Here is a 21,835-nt window from a genome sequence, read left to right as displayed (position 1 = left end):
TTTAGCGAGTATTGGAATATCAGACTGAAATGTCAGACAAAGGAAGTCACATGACCGGACTACTGCTTGAAAAAGACAGCAATGGCGTTGCCTGGTTGAGCCTGAATCGGCCAGAAAAACACAACGCGTTTAATGACGCATTGATCGCCTCACTGATTGAGACACTAGAACAACTCGAAAAGGAAGATTCTCTGCGTGCACTGGTGTTAACTGCACAGGGAAAACACTTTTCTGCGGGTGCTGATCTTGGCTGGATGCAATCAATGGCAAGCAAAACTGAAAGCAAAAACCTTCAAGATGCGCAGCAACTAGCAAAACTTTTGCATACGCTAGATACCTTCAGCAAACCAACGATTGCCATGGTGCATGGCGCGGCATTTGGTGGTGCGCTTGGGCTGATTTGCTGCTGCGATATTGCCATTGGTACACCTGAGAGCCGCTTCTGTTTGAGTGAAGTGAAACTCGGCTTATTGCCCGCCACCATCGGCCCATACGTAATCCGAGCGATTGGACAACGACAAAGCCGACGCTATTTTTTAACCGCGGAACTGATTGATGCCGAGACTGCGCTTTCGATGAACATTCTTCATCTAATCGATCCCCAGCCCAAAGAGGCGGTCAATCGTATGGTTGATCACCTGCTTGATAATGGCCCGCAAGCCATGCAAGCGGCAAAAGCTCTTTGTTTACGCTGTGATAACCAACCTATCGACCACTCATTAATGGAATACACCAGCCAAGCGATTGCCGCTGCTCGTGTGTCCGCAGAAGGACAAGAAGGCCTGACTGCTTTTTTCGAAAAGCGTGCCGCTCATTGGAGGAATCATGTTTAAAAGAATACTGATTGCAAATCGCGGTGAAATCGCATGCCGAATCATTAAAACCGCAAAAAGCATGGCCATCGAAACCGTTGCCATCTATTCCGAGGCCGATCGCAACAGCCTGCACGTCAAACAAGCGGACTTTGCCGAATTTATTGGCCCCGCTCCGGCGAGTGAGTCGTATCTGGATATTGATGCCGTCATCGGTGCTGCAAAGAAATGGCAAGCCGATGCTATTCACCCTGGCTACGGCTTTCTGTCGGAAAACCCGAAACTGGCGAAAGCGTGCAATGAAAATGGCATTGTATTTATTGGCCCTTCCACCAGCGCCATTGAGGCAATGGGTTCTAAATCTCAAGCCAAAGCCATCATGTCAGAGGCGAACGTCCCGCTGGTTCCCGGCTATCACGGTACAGATAACAGCGTAGAACATTTATTGGCAGAAGCGGAAAAAATCGGTTACCCCGTGATGCTCAAAGCGACGCAAGGTGGTGGCGGTAAAGGCATGCGAGTGGTCAACAGTGTTGCTGAAATGCCGTTAGCCATTGACGGTGCTCAGCGTGAAGCACTTTCAAGCTTTGGCGACAAACAGCTTCTTATCGAAAAATGCATATTGCAGCCGCGCCACGTGGAAGTGCAGGTATTTGCTGACCAACATGGTCACTGTGTCTATCTGTCTGATCGCGATTGCTCTATTCAGCGTCGTCACCAAAAAGTCGTCGAAGAAGCGCCTGCTCCCGGTCTGAGTGATGAACTGCGTAAACAAATGGGTCAAGCCGCTGTTCAGGCCGCTCAGGCGATCGACTACGTTGGCGCTGGTACGGTTGAATTCTTACTTGATAGCCGTGGTCAGTTCTACTTTATGGAGATGAATACCCGCCTGCAAGTTGAACACCCAGTCACTGAATTGATAACAGGTGTAGATTTGGTTGAATGGCAGTTCAACGTTGCGGCTGGCGAGCGTTTGCCTATCTCACAAAACGAAATCACGCATAGCGGTCACTCAATCGAGCTACGAATTTACGCCGAAGACGCCGTGAATGACTTTATGCCGTCGACTGGCCGCATTGATTACTTGAAACAACCCGTCTCAGACAGCAATGTTCGCTTGGCGTGTGTGCGTGTCGATAGTGGTGTCACCCAAGGCGATACCATTAGCGAGTACTACGATCCGATGATTAGTAAACTGATCGTCTGGGGTCAAACGCGCGACATTGCACTCAAACAGCTTAAACAGGCTTTAACTCAGTATCACGTGCGTGGCGTCACCACCAACATCGGTTATCTGCACAGCATTATTTCTCAGCCAGCCTTTGCTGATGTTGAGCTTGATACTGGATTCTTGGTCCAACACCAACAAGGCATTAACGAGCAACAAAACGTGTCTGATTCTATCTGGCTCACATTAGCCGCCATTGCGCGCTGGAACGATATCACCTCGACGTCTGGCGATTCATCATTACCGTCCCCTACTAAGCAAGGTTTTAGGCTGTCGGTTGAGAACGTGTATCGATTTAACTTCACGGATACAACGGCTAACCATCAAGTACGCTTACACCATTGTGCTAAGGAGTCCGGTTTCCAGCATCCTGACCAATTTACGATTCAATGTGGTGATCAAGTACATCAGGTTTGCCTGCTTGAAAAAGATGGCCAGTTCATCGTTGATATTGATGAGGTGCGTTACATCTTTAATGCACTCAACGACGAGCAGAAGACGACGCTGTTTTATCTTGGTCAGCAACGCACATTCGCACATCAACCAAGCTTTGAATCAGCAAAAGGCACGGATGATGAGCTTAGCCCAACCGCACCACTTAACGGCATAATCTCTGCTGTCATGGTGAAAAAAGGCGACAAAGTGGCGGCTGGCGATCCACTGCTAGTTCTCGAAGCGATGAAAATGGAATACACCATCACCGCTCCAGTGGCTGCCACTGTTGATGAGATTTTTTACCAGCATGGAGACCAGGTGCAGCATGGATCGATACTGCTACATTTGGTTTCGGCACCAGAGCGTGCCTGTATCGATAAGGAGTGCGAGTATGCTACCAGCGAAGGTTAATACCGTCGAAGTTGGCGCTCGCGATGGCCTGCAAAATGAAACGGCAGTGACGTTGGTGGATAAAATCCGCTTGATCGATCAATTGAGCCTCAGTGGCTTAAAACACATCGAAGCGGGTTCTTTCGTCTCGCCGAAATGGGTACCACAAATGGCCGATTCTGATCAGGTATTTGCGGGAATAACTCAACAACCAGGCGTGGTTTACAGTGCGCTCACACCAAACTTAGCCGGCTTAGAGCGAGCACTGGAAAGTGGCGTAAAGCAAATAGCGGTATTTGGCTCCGCTTCCGAAGCGTTCAGCCAGAAGAACATCAACTGTAGTATTGCGGAAAGCCTCGCGCGGTTTGAACCTGTGATCGCTTTAGCACAGCAGCATAACATTCCTGTGCGTGGCTATTTATCCTGCACCATGGTTTGCCCCTACGAGGGAGAAATAAAACCAGAGCAAACCACCGCGGTCGCGAATACGCTGTTTGATATGGGATGTTATGAAATTTCTCTGGGCGACACGGTCGGTAAAGCAACCCCAAATCGAGTTATTGCCATGCTTGATTCGCTGTTAACGCAACTACCAAAAGATGCGCTCGCAGTACATTTTCACGATACTTACGGGCAGGCATTGGCCAACATCTACCAAGCCTTGCTGATTGGAATCAATACTATTGATAGCGCCGTTGCAGGTTTGGGAGGTTGCCCTTACGCAAAAGGAGCGAGTGGCAATGTCGCAACAGAGGACGTGCTTTATCTGTGTGAGCAACTTGGTATTGAAACGGGCGTTGATCTTAACGCTGTCAATCAAGCAGGCTGGCAAATTTGCCGAGCACTAGGTAAACCCCCAGCCTCAAAAGTGGCTCTTGCACTTGGCGATCCTAGAAGCCTTTAAAATGACAATGCAGTAACTCAGGGTAATCTGGCGATGGAAGCCAGCCAACCTGGGTTACTGCATCATAGTCAGTCTAATCACAAATCTACAAATTACCCGACCCAACGACTCCAAAGTGGCTGAGTTTGTGCTAACTCTTCCGCCGCACTTGAAGCCTGCGCACTGAGGTGTGGCGTTCGATATTTCTCCATCTCAGCATAGCGATGTAATAGCGCCAACGTGTCTTGTGGTGACTGACGTAATGCCTGTTGCATGCGCTTACACCAAACCTGATGTCGCGACTGATGATAGCCTTTTGGCGACTCTACTGCTTCTCGGCGCAATTTTTCAACACACTGACCAAGCATCAGAAGCCCGAGCCCCGCGCGACCATGCTGCGGCCAGTCCAGACTGGTTTTGCGTGTCATACTCGTTAGTCTGACAACTCTGTGTTTCATGCGCGCCTGCCAAAACGGGAAAGACGTGGTATCTGAAGCTAGAGCGGAAAGAGAACGCCACATCGCCTGCATGAGCACTTGTTGTCTGCGAATCAAGTTTGTTGGAAAGATAAGCTTAAATGCCAATAGTGCCAGTGTCGGTCCGGCGATGATTGCGACGCCTTTGATAGCCATTTCGCCTGCATCAGGGGTATAAGGTAAACCTGGTGTCGAGAGCAACAAAAAGATCATCACATAATCCATCGATCCTGACATCACTTTAGGGTAAGCAAACGGAAGTGTAATGAGCAAAATAAACGGAACCATCATGACTAGCATTTGCCATTCCGAGTTCGCTAATGGCCACAACAACAATTGACAGATAGCAGTTGCAGCGACTGCAACCACTTGCCATAAGGTGATGTGTTTCATAATAAGTGCTGGACTCTCAAAGGTAGAGAACAGCGTCACCATTACAGATGTTCCGAGTAAAACGTATGCCCCAATCGGCGAGCCGGTAACTGCCCAACCTGAACCCGCGATAAGGATAAGCGCACTAGTGCGATACATAGCCTGCAAAGCACTTACCCAATCACGATGAAGTACAACGTGATAAGGCGATTGTGTGGTTGTCATTCGGCCGTGTTGATTAAATGCGTACCTACCAGATAACGCTTGTTTCAGTTCAGCCAGTCCGTGAGCGACATGAGGTATGTTACAGGCTTGAATAGCATAAGTCAGGTTAGATACAACTTGCTCAAGAGGAGATTTCAGCTCATGCGCATCAATGACTTTTTGTAAGTAATCCGCCAGCTCCTCATTGCGAAGAACAGGACGATTTTCGGCCAGTATCGTTAAGAGGGAAACATGCGCAAATACCACAGCACGCATGGATTGGACGGCACGACGAGAACGAAGTGAGCCTGCGCTGTGTGGATCTAACGCTTCTTCAATTTGTGAAGCTTCCAATAGAAGTTGTTCGACAGACTGAGAAAGCGGCTCTTGTCGAACCTGTTGCTGCAATGCACGCAACACGGATACCGTCAGAGTTCGAAGTCGCCAGATTAGCGCGTCCTCGTCACTTCGATGGGCAAACACAAGGCCGACCACAAGTGCCACAATGACACCAGTGAGAACAGTAAGCAAGCGGTCGGCACCTAGCGACCAGATACTTTGGTGGTTAACCTCGCTTAACAGCACCACCAGCGAAGCAGAATAACCGGAAAGCAAAGTACAATAACTAAACAAACCATGAATGACATTACCAGCCCCTGTACATAGACCAACCCATAATGCTAAGCCGATAACCAGCAAAAATAACTGGTCACCGCAAAGATGCATTAATGCCAACCCAACTAGCGTACCGATAAGTGTACCCAGAATACGGAATAGCCCTTTCTCTATCAGCATTCCCCGCCCTGGCTGGGAGGCTGCCCAAACAGACATCGCCGCCCAGGAAGGGTGATCTAACCCGAGTAACCATCCAATAAATAACGCCACACAAGACGCAACGGCCGTCCTAAACGCAAAACTAAGACGGCTGGTATCGAACCCCCAGTGTACTAATCTCTCCAGCATTCGGCTTCTCACTACTTAACTTTTAAAACGTGTGGTTAATTTACTCAATACTCCCAGCATAGTGTTTATCTCCTCATCAGAAATAGCAGACAGCATATCTTCTTCAATTTCTTGCAAATGGCCACGTAACACCGACACCTGCTGGCGACCCTCACTCGTTAAATAAATTCGTTTCGTCCGACGATCATGTTGGTCAGCTTGGCGAGTGATATAGCCTTTCTTTTCCAAGCTATCCAGAAGGCGAACCAGTGATGAGCCTTCGATGCCAACAGAAGATGCCAACGCTTTTTGGCTGATACCATCACCAAACTCGTCTAAGTGCAAAAGCGGTGACCAACTCACATCGGTAAAACCTACCTGAGCTAGTCGCTGGTCGATGTGTCTTCGCCATAAACGGGAGGTAATCGAAAATTGAATACCGAATTTTAATCTGCTCATAATAACTTCAATTAATATAATTTGAATTCAAACTATTTAAAATGATAACAGCATTCTTGCAGAGATCAATCTCTCTGTCGTGATCGTCGCGCTTGGGACTAACGTGCTTTGATTAAGCAGATGTAACACTGAAAACAAGAAAAATTGTTGAGCCTTGCCCTCCTCTCTATGCCACACCATGAATATTTTTCATGTGCCACATTAAGTAAAAGCGTTTTGATTCCTATCGCACGAAGGGTATAAAAAACACTCTATCTATAACTCAAAATAATATTGAATTTGAATCTCTACTCGATTTTTTGTCACTAACAACAGACATAACGTCAGAAAAATAAATTTAGAAAGTACAGAGAAAGCTAGGAATAAGTTCAGGTTTACCTTAGGTATAGGATGTCAGCTCAAAATGAATAAAGACTTTACATTTACGATTAATAGCATTTGCTTTGATGAAAATTATCAGCCTTCTGATAATACGCGTATCACAACAAACTTTGCCAACTTGGCCAGAGGAAACAGCCGCCAAAGTAATTTACGTAACACTTTAAAGATGATTAACAATCGATTTAATTCCCTGGCGAGCTGGGATAACACCGCTGGCGATCGTTATTCAGTAGAACTGGAAATAATTTCTGTTGATCTGGATATTGAAGGCAATGGTCACCCCTTCCCTTCAATTGAAGTATTGAAAACGAATGTTGTTGATCATAAAACCAACGAACGCATTGAAGGCATTGTCGGCAATAACTTTTCTTCTTATGTACGAGACTATGATTTTAGCGTATTACTTTTAGATCATAACAAGAACCAAACTCAATTCAGCATTCCGGATAACTTTGGCGATTTACATGGCAAGATATTCAAGAGCTTTGTAGATTCAGATGTTTACAAGAAAAACTTTAAAAAAACACCCGTTATCTGTCTGAGCGTTTCGGACAGTAAGACCTATCAAAGGACTGAAAATCACCACCCTGTATTAGGTTTTGAATACCAGCCAAACGAGTCTTCTTTGACAGAGCAATACTTCAGGAAAATGGGCTTACAGGTCCGCTACTTCATGCCGCCAAACAGTGTCGCTCCTTTGGCCTTTTATTTCTTTGGTGATTTGCTTAACGATTACACCAATCTTGAGCTTATTAGTACGATTAGCACGATGGAAACCTTCCAAAAAATATATCGTCCTGAGATTTATAATGCGAATTCGACAGCAGGAAAACGCTATCAACCCAATTTAAAAAACCTCGATCATTCACTAACTCAAATCGTTTATGACCGAGAAGAGCGCAGTCAATTAGCTATTGAACAGGGTAAGTTTACTGAAGAAAACTTCATCAAGCCCTATAAAACGATTCTTGAGAATTGGTCAGTTAACTACGCTTTATAATCAACGAATATAGACAGCAGCCTTTATTATGAAAAAATTATTACCTACTTCGACGTCAGGCAGTTTACCTAAACCTTCTTGGCTTGCTCAACCTGAAACACTTTGGTCACCTTGGAAATTACAAGGTGAAGAACTTACGGCCGGCAAACAGGATGCATTACGTATCTCTTTGCAAGAACAACAATTCGCAGATATTGATATTGTTAGCGATGGTGAACAAACGCGACAACACTTTGTAACGACGTTTATTGAGCATCTCAGCGGCGTTGATTTTGAGAATCGCAAAACGGTTAAAATTCGTGATCGCTATGATGCAAGCGTTCCAACCGTAGTGGGCCCTGTTTCTCGCCAAAAGCCAGTTTTTGTCGAAGATGCTAAGTTCTTGCGCCAGCAGACCGATAAACCCATCAAATGGGCATTGCCAGGTCCTATGACGATGATCGATACGCTGTACGATGACCATTATAAAAGCCGTGAAAAACTGGCCTGGGAATTTGCCAAAATACTCAACCAAGAAGCAAAAGAACTCGAAGCTGCGGGTGTGGACATCATCCAATTTGATGAGCCTGCGTTTAATGTGTTCTTTGACGAAGTCAATGATTGGGGCATCGCAGCATTAGAAAGAGCCATTGAAGGTCTGAAATGTGAAACGGTTGTCCACATATGCTATGGCTATGGCATCAAAGCCAATACCGACTGGAAAAAAACCTTGGGTTCTGAGTGGCGTCAATACGAAGAAGTCTTTCCAAAGCTGCAAAAATCTAACATCGATATCATCTCATTAGAATGTCACAACTCTCGAGTTCCTATCGAGTTACTCGGGCTGCTTCGCGGTAAAAAAGTGATGGTGGGAGCAATTGATGTCGCTACCGATACGATTGAGACCGCAGAAGAAGTCGCCAATACACTGCGCAAAGCTCTTGAGTTTGTTGATGCCGATAAGCTTTACCCTTGCACCAACTGTGGCATGGCACCGTTGTCTCGCCAGATAGCGAGAGGCAAACTTAATGCCTTAAGTGCCGGGGCTGACATCGTTAGAAGAGAACTATTGGCTTAACAGGCCTACCCGCTCAACCTAAAGTTAGGGTTACCTTTGCGACTAGATTGGATTTGCCCCCCATAGTCAAACGGGTAACCCTTAATCAAGAGAGATTGTAGGACTCTCGGGCTAGTATCAGCGAAAAATTGTTTGATATTCTCCCGTTTTTTTATTGATCACATGCTGCTCTCTCACTTGCTCGGTGCCCTTTTCATTAATGTCATCGACCCAGTAGCCGTCGTAACTATTAACGCAAGTGATTGAGTCACCACTGTTCCACGAGTCGTGTACCGACACGTTATCCACCCTCATACCGTGCCCTTTCAGGATATCGGCGTATTTTGCCCCAAAATCTAAACAAAACTTTATGCGTTCATCGATAGCAGCTTGACGTTTAGCCGCCTCTTCTTGTTCTCTTTTCTCACGCTCTAAATTTTGACGTCTTTGCTGTTCTAGTGCTACTTGCTGGGTCAGGCTATCCAACGTTGCAGTCTTATTGTTGCCACTAAACGTTCGGTGTAGATAAATCTCTGAACTCTCATCATAGGCAATGGCATACCCAGTATCATTAACACCGGCGACGCTACAGGTCAGAACACCGTCTTGAAAATCTTCAGCAACAACTGGCAATTGATTTAAAACAAGCGATGACACTGACATTGATGGTTGGAACTCTTTATCTTGGGTGACGATTAGCCTACCGAGCTCTTGACACTTTTCTACGTGCACATCCGATAAAACAGGATTACTGGTAGTTGTCGTAACACACCCTGCTAGGCTAATTAACACAGCCAAGGAGATAATTTTTTTCATATACAGTCTTTTACTCAGCGCTACTCGCACAAATATTGAAGCTCGAAGGTATTACATCAGTCTTTAGCGAAGATGTATAGTTGGCTTTCCGTTTCATACACGGTTTTTAATCAAGTCAGCCAAAGCAATCGATTCCCCGAGACAAAGAACTAAAATGCACTATAAGTCAGCAGCATTACTACCTTTGCCGATGTAATTTTACCTTCTTTACATAATCGTCGCCGTCATCTTATCAACATAGTTGCAACTTAGGGAGTACTGAACGCCATTTTTTAGCTCTAACAACCAGTTAACTTATAAAAAGAACAATATCCTACAAAATGAAATGCAAAATTGCTTTCAATGCGGCTCCTGCACTTACGATACCTCATCATCATTTGACCATTCGGAGCCAATACATTCGAAGTCAATAAATGGTTACAAGAAATTACCAGTCCCTCCGAGGGCTAAACCAAGCGTCACTAAGCTAAGTCATAAGATCAGGAATTCGCTCTCGCCAAAATAACAAAAAAGCCATGGTACTTGACCATGGCTTTGAACGAGATAAAAGTTAAACAGTAGATAAAAGTACGGCTGAAGTATTATCCCCATACACCTTCTGCCGGCTCGACTACGCTCTCGCGATAGTTGAGCGCTGGTGTTCTGTCTTCGGATAACAGCAACGGACCATCAATATCGACCCACCGAGCTTGTTGAGCGAGAAGCAGTGCCGGGGCCATGGCGAGAGAGGTACCAATCATGCAGCCGACCATCACTTCAAAACCCATCTCCTGCGCATCTTTAAGTAGAGCCAATGCTTCTGTCATACCACCAGTTTTATCCAGTTTAATATTCACCGCCTGATAACGTCCTTTCAGAGCGGCTAGCGAGGAACGATCAATACAAGACTCATCAGCCGTAATAGGTAACAACGGCGTGATCGTTTCCAGTAAGTGCTCTTCTTCGAACGACAACGGCTGCTCAACCATTTCGACACCGAGTTCAGCCAGAACTGGCAAGTACTCACACAGCTGTGCAAAGCTCCAACCGGTGTTAGCATCAATCACCAAACGTGTATTTGGTGCCGCCTCTCGTACCGAACGGACACGTTCTAAGTCACCGTCACGACCAAGTTTTAGCTTCAGAATTGGGCGATGTTTTTGCGCGGCAGCCGCTTTGCCCATTTTTTCAGCACTATCGAGTGATAAAGTGAATACCGTTGTTACTGGCTGAGGTGCGTCGCTAAAACCCGCCATTTGCCATGCAGGTTGTTGTTTTAGCTTGGTTTCCAATTCAAATAAAGCACAGTCAACGGCATTGCGTGGCGCTGCAGATGGAAGCAATTCACGTAGTTCTTCACGGCTAATGCCTGACTCTACCGCTTGAACAACAGACTCAACATCGGCCAAGACATCGTAAGGGTAATCGGGCTCGAAGACGTTCATCCGTTCACACTCGCCACGCCCTACGAGTCCATCTTGTTCAATCTCAACCACCACGACTTCACCATGCAACATTGGATCCATGCGTGAAATGACAAATGGCTCATGCAGTGGCCACCTTTCAACGCGCACACTCATCTTACGCATAGCAAACCTCTTCGATGCCATCGACGATTTTCGCCACGCCGATACGGACTGGGTCGACCACAGGTACACCAAATTGTTTCTCAAGGCGTGCGATTTCAGCGAGTGCCTCTTCTTCACTTAAATTCACCGTGTTCAGCGCTATACCGCCCAGACGAATATTCGGGTTGGTCACACGGCCCATGGTAAGGTTAATGTCGATAACCGTTTGTAAATCCGGAACGCTGAAACCTTCCATTTCATCCATTTGGGTGCGACCAGCCTCATGACATACGATGATCACATCCGCTTGAGCACCATGTAACAAGCCCAAGCTTACACCCGCGTAAGCTGGATGCATAAGTGAGCCCTGCCCTTCGATAATGTCCCAATGTTCCGGTGCGTTATCTGGAGAGAGCGTTTCAACCATGCCAGAAATGAAGTCAGAAACCACAGCATCCACAGGCACACCGCTACCTTCAATAAGAATACCGGTTTGGCCAGTGGCGCGGAACGTTGCCGGAATACCGCGTTTTTCCATCTCATGATGAATCGCCAGAGTCGTAAACATTTTGCCCACGCAGCAGTCGGTACCAACACTTAACAAACGTTTACCTGCACGAGGAAGACCCGTGCCACATACCATTGGTCCTTGTGGTACACGAACATCTAACAATTGCTGTCCAGTGCGCTCAGCAGCGGCAACCAGTTCAGGAACGTCGTTTAGACGCATGTGAAGACCGCTTGCTACGTCCATACCTGATTCCATCGCTTCAATTAGAATATCAACCCAAGCCATCGGCAACGTGCCACCTACTGGCGCGAGACCAAGAATAAAGGTTTTCGCGCCGCACGCAGCCGCCTCACGCGGTGACATTTCCGCGATGCCAAGGTCTGCCTTCGCGCCCGGAAGTCGGTATTGCGCCAGACATTTCTCTGGTCGCCAGTGAGCCACACCTTTGGCTACTTTCGCCATCAGAAGATCATTTGCATCGCCCAGAAACACCAAATAAGGCGTTTTCAATTCAATCTTGTTCATTGTGTTGATCCTTTTATAAAGTCAAACGAGCCCACAAGAGTCTTTGCTCCTGCTGCCATCAGGTTGTGGTAGGGTTGATAAATCAGGTCGTAGCGACAGTCGCTGGCTGTGTACCAGGCGCTCGCTGGATCTGATGACGATAGAGGTAACGTTCTGCCTGACGCCAGGCCATTACAAATACAGTGGCAATGACCAAATACATCGCTGCCGCCAGAAAGTACGTCGAGATATCAAAAGTCTGAGAAAATGCGCGGCGAGTTTGCCCCATCAAGTCCATCACGGTAATCACACTCGCGACCGCGCCGCCTTTAAGCATTAGAATGCACTCGTTACCCAAGGCAGGAAAAGCAATACGATACGCAAGCGGCATCACAATGTGTCGGTACAACAAACTATTATTCATACCCATTGACTTAGCCGCTTCTATCTCACCCGCGTCTACGGACTGAATCGCACCGCGCAATATCTCGGTCTGATAAGCCAGTGAGTTGAGGGTAAACACCAAAAGCGCACAGTTGACTGGATCGCGGAAAAAGCCCCACATCCCCATTTCCATTAGCCAAGGACGAAACTGGCCTGAGCCGTAATAAAGCAGAAATAACTGAGCAATCAGCGGCGTTCCACGAAAGAAAGAGATAAATAGCTGTACTGGCCAGCGATAGAACCGCGATGATTGAACACGCAAGATTGACATAGGTAATGCCAGCAAAGCCGCTATCGAAACTGAAATAAAGGTGATTTTCAGCGTCATCCATGCCCCATCGATCAACATCGGAGCCACCTTAGCAATAAAATCTGTCATAGCTTTCTCCTTAGCGACTCACTCGAATACCACGTTTTGAGTGTTGCTCCATGACTGCCAATAATCTTTCGCAGCACAAGCACACCGCCCAATAGGCCAAACAAACCGTCAGGTAGAACAAAAATGGCTTTTTAGTTGCACCTACAGCGATGTTCGCTGCACGCATCAAGTCATCGAGTGCAATGACCGACACCAGAGCGGTATCCTTTAATAAGTTGATCCACAAGTTACCTAACCCCGGCAGAGCCAAACGCAGTAACTGTGGGCGCTCGATCAGCCAGAATATTTGAAGTCTGGACAACGCGAGTGCATATCCTGCCTCACGCTGACCTTTATCCATTGCCTTCCAGGCACCACGTAGCACTTCCGCCGCGTAGCCGCTAAAAACCAGACCGAGTGCAATCACACCTGCACCAAACGGATTGAGTTCAAAAAAACCGTTACTCGGGTCAAGCCATTTAAGTGTTTTGTTAATCAGCAGACCGACGCCATGGTAGATGATAAACAGGGTTAACAACTCCGGAAGACCGCGCAGAACCGTGGTATAAACATTGGCAAACCAACGGTGGCTCTTGTGTGTACTTATCGACAGCGCGGCCACGCCCGTTCCCAAAAATAATCCCACAGGTAAAGCACACAGAGCTAATCCCAGAGTCACCACTATGCCTTTAAGCAGCTCGTCTCCCCAGCCAGTGTCACCCAGACTCAGATACATCAGATAATCCATCGCGTCGCTCTCTTTTTGATTTACTACTTAGTGGCGACATAGGCCGCCACATTTGATCTGACTTATTTCAGAGTCAGTAAGTTAATCGAGAAGAACTCATCGTTTATTTTCTGGTAAGTACCATTTTTGATGATGTTCACTAACGCCTGATCTAAACGTTGGCGAAGTTCCTGATCCTCTTTACGAAATGCGATACCCACGCCATCTCCAACGTATTGACGATCCGTGATCAGGTTGCCGGCTTTCTCACAACACGCGCCATCTTCAGAGCTTAGCCAGTCCGTCATTGGCATGATGTCGCCCGCTTGAGCGTCAATACGGCCACTAACCAGATCGAGGTTCACCGCATCCTGAGTAGGGTATAAACGCACTTCAGAATCTGGGTATTTCGCCAATAGATACTCAGCCTGTGTTGTTGAGCCCTGTGCACCAATGATCATGCCTTTCATCGCCTCTGGAGACACATCTTTAATACCTGACTGTTTATCGACAACAAACGTCATCGCAGACGCCTGATACGGAGCGCTAAAAGAAACTTGTTGTTTGCGCTCATCGGTAATAAACATGGAAGCCAGAATCATGTCGTATTTACCCGCCAAAAGCGCCGGAATAATACCGTCCCAATCCTGAGCGACGAACTCACATTCGACTTTCATCTCGCTACAGAGTGCTTTACCAATTTCGATATCGAACCCGGCTAGCTGGCCATCAGCGGTGTAGTAATTAAACGGAGGATAAGCGCCCTCTGTACCAATTTTGATTGTTTCTGCGTTAACGCCCGCTGAAGCAGCGACGGCCACGGAGGTAGCAAGCAAAGCACCTAAAAATTTTCCTTTTGACATCATGGATTCCCTTCTACTTTTGTTATCGTTTCATTCCAGATTCTCGCTCGCTAAGAAGACATCTCCCTTCTACTTCAGCAAACGGTCACAAAGACAGTAATGAGTATGTAAAAAAAGTAGTTAAAAGCCATAATGATGAATTAGTATGATATACATAGCCTATCGCTATGGGGTATTCGCTCAAGTAACCATTCAAGGAAAGAAGGACATGCTCAACCCTAAAGACCGCCTTTTACGTAATCTCGACTGGAACTTACTGTATACGTTTTTAACCATTGTTAACGAAGGTGGTATCAGTGCTGCTGCGCGCAAGTTGTCGCTCAGCCAACCCAGCGTAAGTAATGCGTTAAAACGACTTGAAGAGCACGTAGATAAACGCCTCATCCTGCGTAAAAAAGGCGTGTTCTCTCTTACTCTGCATGGGATGCGAGTTTACGAGTATGCGTCATCAGTAAGTCGTATCATCGGCAACATGGCGGATCAATTTGTTGATCAAGCGGATAATATTCAAGGCGAGTTGACGATTGAGGTAGCCAGTCATCTGCAGTGCCCGGCGTTCGATTCCACACTGATGAACTATCACGCGCTGTACCCGAATGTTATTTTTAACGTTAATACCCATCCAAGCGCTGATATCGTCAGTCACGTCGCTGACGGTTTGTTGCACATCGGATTGAGTAATAAGAAAATAGCCAAAACAGGCATTCGCTGTGACTTTCTCGGCTATGAGCAGATGGGATTCTATTGCGGACGAACCCACCCGAGCTTTGGACGCGAAGATTTAACCCTGGATGAAATTAAAGGCTTGCCCTACATCTCTTTTGAAAGTGACCAGCCTGGAGAAGGACTGGACGCTATCGCCCACTTTCGTGAACAACAGCAGTTTTGGGGTAAATTAGTTGCCGTTTCGTCCAATGTTGAGGAAGTTCGTCGCATGATCATGGCAGGCATCGGCTTCGGCGCACTGACTGTCGAAAGCGCCAAACCTTACGTTGCACAAGGACTGCTGTGGCCACTTCCTCCCTATGAATCACTGCCCGTGACCGAAATGTATCTTGTAACGCCAGAAACGGTCTCATTGAGCGATATTGAAGTGCAGTTTGTAAAGCTGCTCAAGCAACAAACTCAGGAACTGGTGCGCGATACGCTCAATGCGATTCAGAGTGCTCATCATCAACCTCAGGGAGATTAAATCGTACTACCAATCTCTATAAATATTTAAAATTAACGCAGCCCAGCTAACTGGAGTGTCATCTCTCTTGCCGATATTTCTTGGCAACCTTGCGTATTTTGGCCGCACCATAAAGGCGAGAAGTCATCCATGCCCTGGCTCTCGGCTTGTTTTCGTAGTTGCGCCATTTCAATCGAGGCGAATGGGAATTCCGGCACGGACGCGCTCATATAACCCAGTTCTCTCATTGCTCGATTGACAATGCCACGAGCTGGTTTACCAGAAAAAATGTTCGTTAATGCGGTATGTTGTGATTTCGCTTCTTTCAAAGCCTGTCTATGCAGTGGCGACGTTTGAGCTTCTTTACATAATAGATAAGCCGTCCCGACTTGTACTGCTGTCGCTCCTAGTTGCAAACAAGACTGTACTGAGCGGCTGTCCGCTATACCACCGGCAGCTATCGCAGGAACATTGACCCGGTTTACAATTTGAGGAAGAAGTGCCACCAACCCCATTTGCGTAGAGATATCTTTGGATAAGAACATTCCACGGTGACCTCCTGCTTCTATTCCTTGCGCAATAATACCATCTACTCCGCGAGACTCTAACCAAAGTGCTTCCTCTACCGTCGTCGCAGATGACACGACTTTGGTGCCCCATCGTTTGACTCGCTCTAATAAATCACTATCGGGCAGACCAAAATGAAAGCTAATGAACTCCGGAGAAAACGGTTCAATCGCATCCGCTATCTCATGGCTAAATGGCACCCTGTTCGCGCCACCAGCCGCAAGCTTCATATCTAAATCAAGTTCATCAAAAAACGGTTTTAACTCATTTTTCCAAATCGCTTGACGCTGTTGATTGAAAGGAAAAGCTTCATGACAGAAGAAGTTGAGGTTAAACGGTTTGCTCGTTGCCGCTTTAATTAACTCAATTTCACTGATGATTTGGTCAATGCTTAACATACCGCAAGGTAAAGAGCCTAGCCCTCCCGCTTCACTCACAGCAATGGCCAGATCACTTCCTTGCACACCCGCCATCGGCGACTGGATAACGCAAAGTTCAGTACCTAATAAATCTTTATATCTTGAGTTCATTATTTCCCTGCTTCTCTAGTGAAGAAAACGAAGTACACATAATGCAACCTTTTGCGCATTCACACAATCTGCGAGTATTGCTGAGGTTCAAGATTTTAGGGGTTAAGGAGCCATCCCATGAAACGAGGAGTCTGGACAGGATTGGCTAACGTTCCCGAGAGACTTTAATTTCACCATCAATATGCACATCACGTTTAGGAAAGGTTATCTCTGTACCTTTCTACTGATGACCTTATTTTTCACAAATATTGTTAAGACTATCAATAGTCGACTACTGTTAGTGATGTAAAACTTATTTCAAACGTTATTTGTAGAGCTCGGTGAGACGACCTACAGAACTACAAAAGTGATATAGAAGTTCTTGGGTGTTAACCGATAAAGGAACGCATCATGAGTGAGAACGAGAAAAACAAGCCGCAAGGGATCTATAAATATTATGAAAAAAATCCTGAGTCTGCGGATAAGAAAGTCTTTGGCCGAGTCAGTTACCCAGACAGGCGGGGCTTCTTAAAAGGTGCAGGGTTAGCCACCATGGCAGCCGTGCTTGGCGGAGCCATTCCCTTCCACCGAAATATGCCCGCAGGTATTATTCCAGCGGCTTTTGCGGAAGGGCTAGACGATGTGATGATTGAAGGTAAAGATGGTCTGACTGTACTCAACGACCGGCCCATGAATGCCGAAACACCACCTCATCTTCTTAATGACGACATCACCCCGACACGCAGACACTTTATACGCAACAATGGTATCCCACCGACCGAAGTCAAGGCCGAAGCTTGGAGCTTAACCATCGATGGTTTAGTGGACAAACCCATGTCACTGACGATTGCCGATTTGAAGAAAGACTTCGATGTTATTGAGCAACAACTCGTTGTGGAATGTGGCGGTAATGGCCGTGCGTTTTTCGATCCCAAAGCGTCTGGTAATCAATGGACTTATGGTGCGGTTGCCTGCTCAAGCTGGACGGGAGTGAGGCTAGCTGATGTTCTCAAAGCGGCTGGAGTCAAAGACGGTGCGGTTTATACGGCACACTACGGTGCAGATAAACACCTTTCTGGTCAGGAAGACAAATTACCGATATCTCGTGGCGTGCCCATTGCCAAAGCCATGGGATCGGAAAACCTTATCGCTTTCGAACAAAACGGAGAACCACTTCACCCAATGAATGGGGCGCCTTTGCGTTTGGTGGTGCCGGGCTGGCCGGGTTCCTGCTCGCAAAAATGGCTGACACGAATTCAAATCCGCGATCAGATTCACGACGGCCCTAAAATGACAGGCACCTCCTATCGCGTACCAAACCGACCAGTCGCACCTGGTGAAGAAGTCGCAAAAGAGGATTTTGAGATCATTGAACGCATGCCAGTGAAATCACTTATCACTTCACCACAAACCAACTCCCAAGTTGCAGGAAACGAAGTAGCAGTGCGCGGTCATGCCTGGTCTGGTGATCGTAAAGTGACCAAAGTCCAGCTCTCTATCGATTTTGGCGCAACATGGATGGATGCCGATCTCGCCGATCCAGCAAACGAGGGAGCATGGCAAACCTTTAATGCTAAAGTGAAATTCCCTCAGCCTGGATATTACGAAGTTTGGGCAAAAGCCACAGATGATCAGAATGTTAGCCAACCTTTTGCCATCGCTTGGAATCCAAAAGGATACCTGAACAACACCTTCCATCGCGTAGCGTTAGTGGTTAAGGGGTAAGAACGGTGAAACACAACAAAATCAAGGAGCGGGTCTTCCCGCTCTCAGTTGCGCTAATTGCCCTTTCTAATGATGTTGCTCTAGCTGACGAAGCGTTGATTGCAGCCGGCGAACAACAAGCCATGGTATGCAAAGCCTGTCACCAATTTGAGCCAGACGGAGTTACGGTTGTTGGCCCTCCGCTATGGGGACTGGCAGAGCGCACTATCGCCAGTTTTGAGGGTTTCGATTACAGCGAAGGAATCAAACAACACCAAGGAAAATGGGATGCTGAAAAGCTAGATGCATTCATAGCTTCACCAGAAGAGTTTGCTCCAGGAACCAATATGGTGTACCCGGGGGTAAAAGATCCAGGCGCGCGCGCCGCGATCATCGCTTGGCTTGCCACGAAAAACCCTTCACCTCCTGATTGGGTCACCCCTTCGTCTGGTATGGAGGTCAAATCAGCGGGCGATGGCATCTTAACACCAGGGGAAAACATGGAACTTGTGGCGGCTATATGTTCGGCATGTCACTCTTTACATATGGTCGCCCAACAGGGCTTAAGCAGAAAGCGTTGGGATAGCATGCTCGACTGGATGATAGAAGAGCAAGGTATGGAAGATCTAGCTGGCGATGATCGAGAAGCCGTGCTTGATTATTTGTCAACGTATTATGGTCAGTAGTGATTTGTCTGATTTGAGACCTCAACAAATCGCTACCTCTTCTGCCACACCATCCAGTGCTCTTTACCTTTGAACACGTCAACGCTATCGGTGACAGGTGAAGATTCAATCAGATTGAAAGACGACTCTAACCGTTGTGCTAACTCTCCGCTACGTAAACAAAAGGGAGGAAAACGCGAACGGTACTCATCATCTATGACAAAATAACCCACCAACAAACCACCACAAGTTAATAGCCTATCAATCATGGCAAAGTAATCTTCCCACTTATCTCTTGGTAACGCAGCCAAAAATGCACGTTCATAAATCACGTCAAACGTCTGGAATAACGCTTCGCTAAACACGTCTCCAAGTACGACTTTATCCTGATGTTGACCAAGCTTAGATTTTGCCAAGTTTACGGCTTCTTCACTATAATCCATCGCGATGACATCATGTCCATGTTCAACAAAGTGGGATACCTCATACGCTGCACCGCAGCCGGGAATAAACACAGATTGAACATCATCGGGGATACGGCTTAAATAACATTTCAGCTCTTCAGGAGCTTGATTTCGATCCCAAGGCATTGTGCCTTTGGTAAACAGATCATCCCAAAATTGTTCATTGATTACTGGTGAATCCGTCGTTTTCATTGTCCTTGTTCTCTCCTCTTTCAACTTGCTATCACTGCAAAAGAAAGGGATACGCGATTTATTTCGCTATCCCTTATCTCCTAGCCTTATTCTAACCTTGCTAATTACGCAAATCGTTGATCAATGGTTGTTCTGCGCTGTTTGGTACAAACTGTACCTTGCCTTTGAGCTTAGTCACAGACTGCAACGTTGCTTGAATATCATCGGCAGAAACGTGATCTTCCTGGCAACAGAAAGTAATCATATCGCTGAAACCATCGCGCTCAACTTTTAACGAGCCGGTAATTTCATGACGACGACACACTTCCTGTATCTGGTGTGGATAAACAAATAAGCCTTTAACTTTGACTGCCGAATCGGCACGCCCCATCCAGCCTTTTATGCGCGAATTAGTACGTAGTGAGTCAGACTCTCTTTCGATGTAAGCAGAGAGATCACCGGTTGCGTAGCGAATAAGCGGAAACTTTTCATCCAAAGATGTCACCACCACCTCACCGATTTCACCTGATTGAACAGGCATACCATCAGGGTTAACGATTTCGACAATGATATCCTCTGCAATCACTAAGCCTTGCTCTCCAGAAACCTGATAAGCAATCAAACCAAGTTCTGCGCTCGCATACGCTTGAGACACTGCAATGCCCAAGTCTGAAAACGCTTTTTGCATGTCTGCAGTGACCGCTTCTCCAGAAACCAGAGCCTTAGTAAGGCTCGGCTTCTCACCGTATTGCTCTTGATACTTGGTTAACAAAGTAATTAGGTAAGATGGTGTCCCGGTGTAGCCAGTTGGCTGAAGCTGTTTGATCGCTTCAATCTGCGCTTCGGTGTTGCCTACTCCAGCCGGAAATACTGCACAACCGCAGGCTCTCGCCCCGCCATCCATAATAAATCCGCCCGGAGAGAAATGGTAAGATAACGTGTTGTGGACTAAATCCCCACAGCGAAACCCTGCAGCGTGAAATGCTCGCCCCATTCGCCAGAAGTCAGATTCATCCGTTTGTGCTTCATACAAAGGACCTGGAGACTGAAACACGCGTGCCATTTGGCCGATAACGACACTATTTAAGCCACCAAACGGCGGCTTGAGTTGCTGCTGATTTGGGACATTAAACTTGCGTGTAATCGGTAGCAGAGAAAGACCTTCACGATTGACCGCGACTGAAGAATCGATATCCGCAAAAATTTTGGCATAGTGCTCGCTGTGTGTCTTCGCGTTTTCAATCAGTGTTGGCAAATGCTGAAACAGGGACTCTTCTCTCTCTACGGGAGATAAAGACTCTTTTGCATCGAATAATTCGTTCATCACTGCTCCTTATAACCAACGCTTACGACGTTTGTAAGATTTTAAGTTCTTAAAGCTTTTGCGCTCTTCATCGCCACCACCAAGGTAGAACTCTTTCACATCTTCATTGTTGAGCAGCTCATGCTTAGTGCCATCGAGCACAATTTTGCCTGATTCCATGATGTAACCGTAATCGGCTGCATGAAGGGCAAAGTTCGCGTTCTGCTCCACCAGCAACATGGTGATGCCCTGATCTTTATTAATCTTCTTGATGATGCTGAACACTTCTTTCACCAACAACGGAGACAGCCCCATAGAAGGTTCATCCAGTAAGATCATTTTCGGCCGAGCCATAAGTGCGCGGCCAATTGCGAGCATTTGCTGCTCACCGCCAGACAAATAACCAGCAAGGCCAGTGCGCTCTTTCAGTCGAGGGAAGTAGTCGAATACCATTTCGATGTCTTTCTCGACCTCGTTGTCGTTGCGGGTAAATGCGCCTAGACGAAGGTTCTCAATCACTGTCATGTCTTCGACAATTCGACGTCCTTCCATCACCTGAAAGATCCCTGAACGGACAATTTCTTCTGGGCTCTGGTTGTCAATGCGCTCGCCCATGAAGTTGATTTCACCGCGGGTCACTTCACCATCTTCCGTTTTTAACAAGCCAGAAATCGCTTTTAGTGTGGTCGATTTACCTGCACCGTTGGCCCCTAATAGCGTCACGATCTGACCTTTTGGCACTTCAAGGCTCACACCACGCAGTACCAGGATTACTTCGTCATAGACCACTTCGATATTGTTCACCGAGAGCAGAATTTCTGCTGGTTCGATATTCGTTGCTAATTCACTCATCAAGCCACTCCTTGTGCAGGTGAGAGTTACCTCTCACCTGT

20 protein-coding genes are annotated in these 21,835 nt (G+C 46.8%); 8 read left to right on the top strand and 12 right to left on the bottom strand.

The genetic code is table 11. From position 1 onward, the window contains the following. Positions 1-50 precede the first annotated feature (50 nt). The 3 genes from OO774_RS20875 to OO774_RS20865 are packed head-to-tail and all read left to right on the top strand — an operon-like array spanning position 51 to position 3,769. Positions 51-833 (top strand): enoyl-CoA hydratase-related protein, encoded by a 783-nt coding sequence (locus OO774_RS20875; protein WP_264906418.1) that lies wholly within the window; start codon positions 51-53, stop codon positions 831-833. Beyond that, complete coding sequence (locus OO774_RS20870) at positions 826-2,886, top strand: acetyl/propionyl/methylcrotonyl-CoA carboxylase subunit alpha (RefSeq protein ID WP_264906416.1); 2,061 nt, start codon at positions 826-828, stop codon at positions 2,884-2,886. Before OO774_RS20875 ends, OO774_RS20870 begins: the two co-directional genes overlap by 8 nt. Then, on the top strand, positions 2,867-3,769 hold the full coding sequence (locus OO774_RS20865) for a hydroxymethylglutaryl-CoA lyase (RefSeq protein WP_264906414.1): 903 nt from the start codon (positions 2,867-2,869) through the stop codon (positions 3,767-3,769). The genes OO774_RS20870 and OO774_RS20865 overlap by 20 nt, the downstream gene beginning before the upstream one ends. Positions 3,770-3,861: 92 nt before the next feature. Here the strand turns inward: OO774_RS20865 and OO774_RS20860 are convergent, their stop codons facing one another. Next, complete coding sequence (locus tag OO774_RS20860; protein ID WP_264906412.1) at positions 3,862-5,763, bottom strand: FUSC family protein; 1,902 nt, start codon at positions 5,761-5,763, stop codon at positions 3,862-3,864. A gap of 15 nt (positions 5,764-5,778) precedes the next feature. Next, complete coding sequence (locus OO774_RS20855) at positions 5,779-6,201, bottom strand: MarR family transcriptional regulator (protein ID WP_264906410.1); 423 nt, start codon at positions 6,199-6,201, stop codon at positions 5,779-5,781. A gap of 403 nt (positions 6,202-6,604) precedes the next feature. On the opposite strand from OO774_RS20855, the gene OO774_RS20850 reads away from it, so the two are divergent. Continuing rightward, positions 6,605-7,582, top strand: a complete 978-nt coding sequence (locus tag OO774_RS20850) for a DUF1852 domain-containing protein (RefSeq protein WP_264906408.1) — start codon at positions 6,605-6,607, stop codon at positions 7,580-7,582. Positions 7,583-7,610: 28 nt separating this feature from the next. Further along, positions 7,611-8,639 carry a methionine synthase gene (locus OO774_RS20845; RefSeq protein ID WP_264906406.1) on the top strand — a complete coding sequence of 343 codons (1,029 nt, stop codon included), beginning with the start codon at positions 7,611-7,613 and terminating at the stop codon, positions 8,637-8,639. Positions 8,640-8,756: 117 nt separating this feature from the next. On the opposite strand, the gene OO774_RS20840 is transcribed toward OO774_RS20845, so the two are convergent. From OO774_RS20840 to OO774_RS20815, 6 genes are all read right to left on the bottom strand, one after another. Then, positions 8,757-9,434 (bottom strand): hypothetical protein, encoded by a 678-nt coding sequence (locus OO774_RS20840; RefSeq protein ID WP_264906404.1) that lies wholly within the window; start codon positions 9,432-9,434, stop codon positions 8,757-8,759. Positions 9,435-10,015: 581 nt separating this feature from the next. Then, the gene (gene dgcA / locus OO774_RS20835) at positions 10,016-11,002 is read right to left on the bottom strand and encodes an N-acetyl-D-Glu racemase DgcA (RefSeq protein WP_264906402.1); all 987 of its coding nucleotides are present in this window, start codon (positions 11,000-11,002) and stop codon (positions 10,016-10,018) included. Beyond that, positions 10,995-12,017 carry an N-acetyltransferase DgcN gene (gene dgcN / locus OO774_RS20830; RefSeq protein ID WP_264906400.1) on the bottom strand — a complete coding sequence of 341 codons (1,023 nt, stop codon included), beginning with the start codon at positions 12,015-12,017 and terminating at the stop codon, positions 10,995-10,997. The genes dgcA and dgcN overlap by 8 nt, the downstream gene beginning before the upstream one ends. 82 nt (positions 12,018-12,099) lie before the next feature. Next, a complete protein-coding gene (locus OO774_RS20825; protein ID WP_264906399.1) occupies positions 12,100-12,819 on the bottom strand; it encodes an ABC transporter permease in 720 nt (239 codons plus the stop codon). A gap of 10 nt (positions 12,820-12,829) precedes the next feature. Continuing rightward, complete coding sequence (locus tag OO774_RS20820; RefSeq protein WP_264906398.1) at positions 12,830-13,546, bottom strand: ABC transporter permease subunit; 717 nt, start codon at positions 13,544-13,546, stop codon at positions 12,830-12,832. Between the two features lie 62 nt (positions 13,547-13,608). Further along, positions 13,609-14,391: an ABC transporter substrate-binding protein gene (locus OO774_RS20815; RefSeq protein WP_264906396.1), complete on the bottom strand. Its 783-nt coding sequence runs from the start codon at positions 14,389-14,391 to the stop codon at positions 13,609-13,611. 142 nt (positions 14,392-14,533) lie between these two features. On the opposite strand from OO774_RS20815, the gene OO774_RS20810 reads away from it, so the two are divergent. Next, entirely contained in the window at positions 14,534-15,580 is a 1,047-nt protein-coding gene (locus OO774_RS20810; protein WP_264906394.1) for a LysR family transcriptional regulator, read from the top strand. A gap of 32 nt (positions 15,581-15,612) precedes the next feature. Here the strand turns inward: OO774_RS20810 and OO774_RS20805 are convergent, their stop codons facing one another. Beyond that, a complete protein-coding gene (locus tag OO774_RS20805) occupies positions 15,613-16,656 on the bottom strand; it encodes a nitronate monooxygenase (RefSeq protein ID WP_264906393.1) in 1,044 nt (347 codons plus the stop codon). A gap of 390 nt (positions 16,657-17,046) precedes the next feature. Here OO774_RS20805 and OO774_RS20800 point away from each other — a divergent pair, with 390 nt between their 5' ends. Beyond that, positions 17,047-18,360 (top strand): molybdopterin-dependent oxidoreductase, encoded by a 1,314-nt coding sequence (locus tag OO774_RS20800; protein ID WP_264906392.1) that lies wholly within the window; start codon positions 17,047-17,049, stop codon positions 18,358-18,360. Between the two features lie 5 nt (positions 18,361-18,365). Beyond that, positions 18,366-19,025 carry a c-type cytochrome gene (locus OO774_RS20795; protein ID WP_264906391.1) on the top strand — a complete coding sequence of 220 codons (660 nt, stop codon included), beginning with the start codon at positions 18,366-18,368 and terminating at the stop codon, positions 19,023-19,025. A gap of 32 nt (positions 19,026-19,057) precedes the next feature. Here the strand turns inward: OO774_RS20795 and OO774_RS20790 are convergent, their stop codons facing one another. The 3 genes from OO774_RS20790 to OO774_RS20780 form a co-directional block, all read right to left on the bottom strand. After that, a complete protein-coding gene (locus tag OO774_RS20790) occupies positions 19,058-19,660 on the bottom strand; it encodes a TPMT family class I SAM-dependent methyltransferase (RefSeq protein WP_264906390.1) in 603 nt (200 codons plus the stop codon). A gap of 100 nt (positions 19,661-19,760) precedes the next feature. Further along, a complete protein-coding gene (locus tag OO774_RS20785) occupies positions 19,761-20,963 on the bottom strand; it encodes an AMP-binding protein (RefSeq protein ID WP_264906389.1) in 1,203 nt (400 codons plus the stop codon). A 9-nt stretch (positions 20,964-20,972) separates the two neighbouring features. Beyond that, complete coding sequence (locus OO774_RS20780; RefSeq protein WP_264906388.1) at positions 20,973-21,794, bottom strand: ABC transporter ATP-binding protein; 822 nt, start codon at positions 21,792-21,794, stop codon at positions 20,973-20,975. Positions 21,795-21,835 lie beyond the last annotated feature (41 nt).

It is taken from the genome of Vibrio sp. STUT-A11, from assembly GCF_026000435.1.
Lineage (GTDB): Bacteria > Pseudomonadota > Gammaproteobacteria > Enterobacterales > Vibrionaceae > Vibrio.
Note: the sequence above shows the minus strand (reverse complement) of the source record. Positions and strands in the feature narration are given on the sequence as shown.

Excerpts from the sequence above, each read along its gene's own strand:
- OO774_RS20875 (WP_264906418.1), top strand. The coding sequence starts at position 51 with ATGACCGGACTACTGCTTGAAAAAGACAGCAATGGCGTTGCCTGGTTG.
- OO774_RS20870 (WP_264906416.1), top strand. The coding sequence starts at position 826 with ATGTTTAAAAGAATACTGATTGCAAATCGCGGTGAAATCGCATGCCGA.
- OO774_RS20865 (WP_264906414.1), top strand. The coding sequence starts at position 2,867 with ATGCTACCAGCGAAGGTTAATACCGTCGAAGTTGGCGCTCGCGATGGC.
- OO774_RS20860 (WP_264906412.1), bottom strand. The coding sequence starts at position 5,763 with ATGCTGGAGAGATTAGTACACTGGGGGTTCGATACCAGCCGTCTTAGT.
- OO774_RS20855 (WP_264906410.1), bottom strand. The coding sequence starts at position 6,201 with ATGAGCAGATTAAAATTCGGTATTCAATTTTCGATTACCTCCCGTTTA.
- OO774_RS20850 (WP_264906408.1), top strand. The coding sequence starts at position 6,605 with ATGAATAAAGACTTTACATTTACGATTAATAGCATTTGCTTTGATGAA.
- OO774_RS20845 (WP_264906406.1), top strand. The coding sequence starts at position 7,611 with ATGAAAAAATTATTACCTACTTCGACGTCAGGCAGTTTACCTAAACCT.
- OO774_RS20840 (WP_264906404.1), bottom strand. The coding sequence starts at position 9,434 with ATGAAAAAAATTATCTCCTTGGCTGTGTTAATTAGCCTAGCAGGGTGT.
- dgcA (WP_264906402.1), bottom strand. The coding sequence starts at position 11,002 with ATGCGTAAGATGAGTGTGCGCGTTGAAAGGTGGCCACTGCATGAGCCA.
- dgcN (WP_264906400.1), bottom strand. The coding sequence starts at position 12,017 with ATGAACAAGATTGAATTGAAAACGCCTTATTTGGTGTTTCTGGGCGAT.
- OO774_RS20825 (WP_264906399.1), bottom strand. The coding sequence starts at position 12,819 with ATGACAGATTTTATTGCTAAGGTGGCTCCGATGTTGATCGATGGGGCA.
- OO774_RS20820 (WP_264906398.1), bottom strand. The coding sequence starts at position 13,546 with ATGGATTATCTGATGTATCTGAGTCTGGGTGACACTGGCTGGGGAGAC.
- OO774_RS20815 (WP_264906396.1), bottom strand. The coding sequence starts at position 14,391 with ATGATGTCAAAAGGAAAATTTTTAGGTGCTTTGCTTGCTACCTCCGTG.
- OO774_RS20810 (WP_264906394.1), top strand. The coding sequence starts at position 14,534 with ATGATATACATAGCCTATCGCTATGGGGTATTCGCTCAAGTAACCATT.
- OO774_RS20805 (WP_264906393.1), bottom strand. The coding sequence starts at position 16,656 with ATGAACTCAAGATATAAAGATTTATTAGGTACTGAACTTTGCGTTATC.
- OO774_RS20800 (WP_264906392.1), top strand. The coding sequence starts at position 17,047 with ATGAGTGAGAACGAGAAAAACAAGCCGCAAGGGATCTATAAATATTAT.
- OO774_RS20790 (WP_264906390.1), bottom strand. The coding sequence starts at position 19,660 with ATGAAAACGACGGATTCACCAGTAATCAATGAACAATTTTGGGATGAT.
- OO774_RS20785 (WP_264906389.1), bottom strand. The coding sequence starts at position 20,963 with ATGAACGAATTATTCGATGCAAAAGAGTCTTTATCTCCCGTAGAGAGA.
- OO774_RS20780 (WP_264906388.1), bottom strand. The coding sequence starts at position 21,794 with ATGAGTGAATTAGCAACGAATATCGAACCAGCAGAAATTCTGCTCTCG.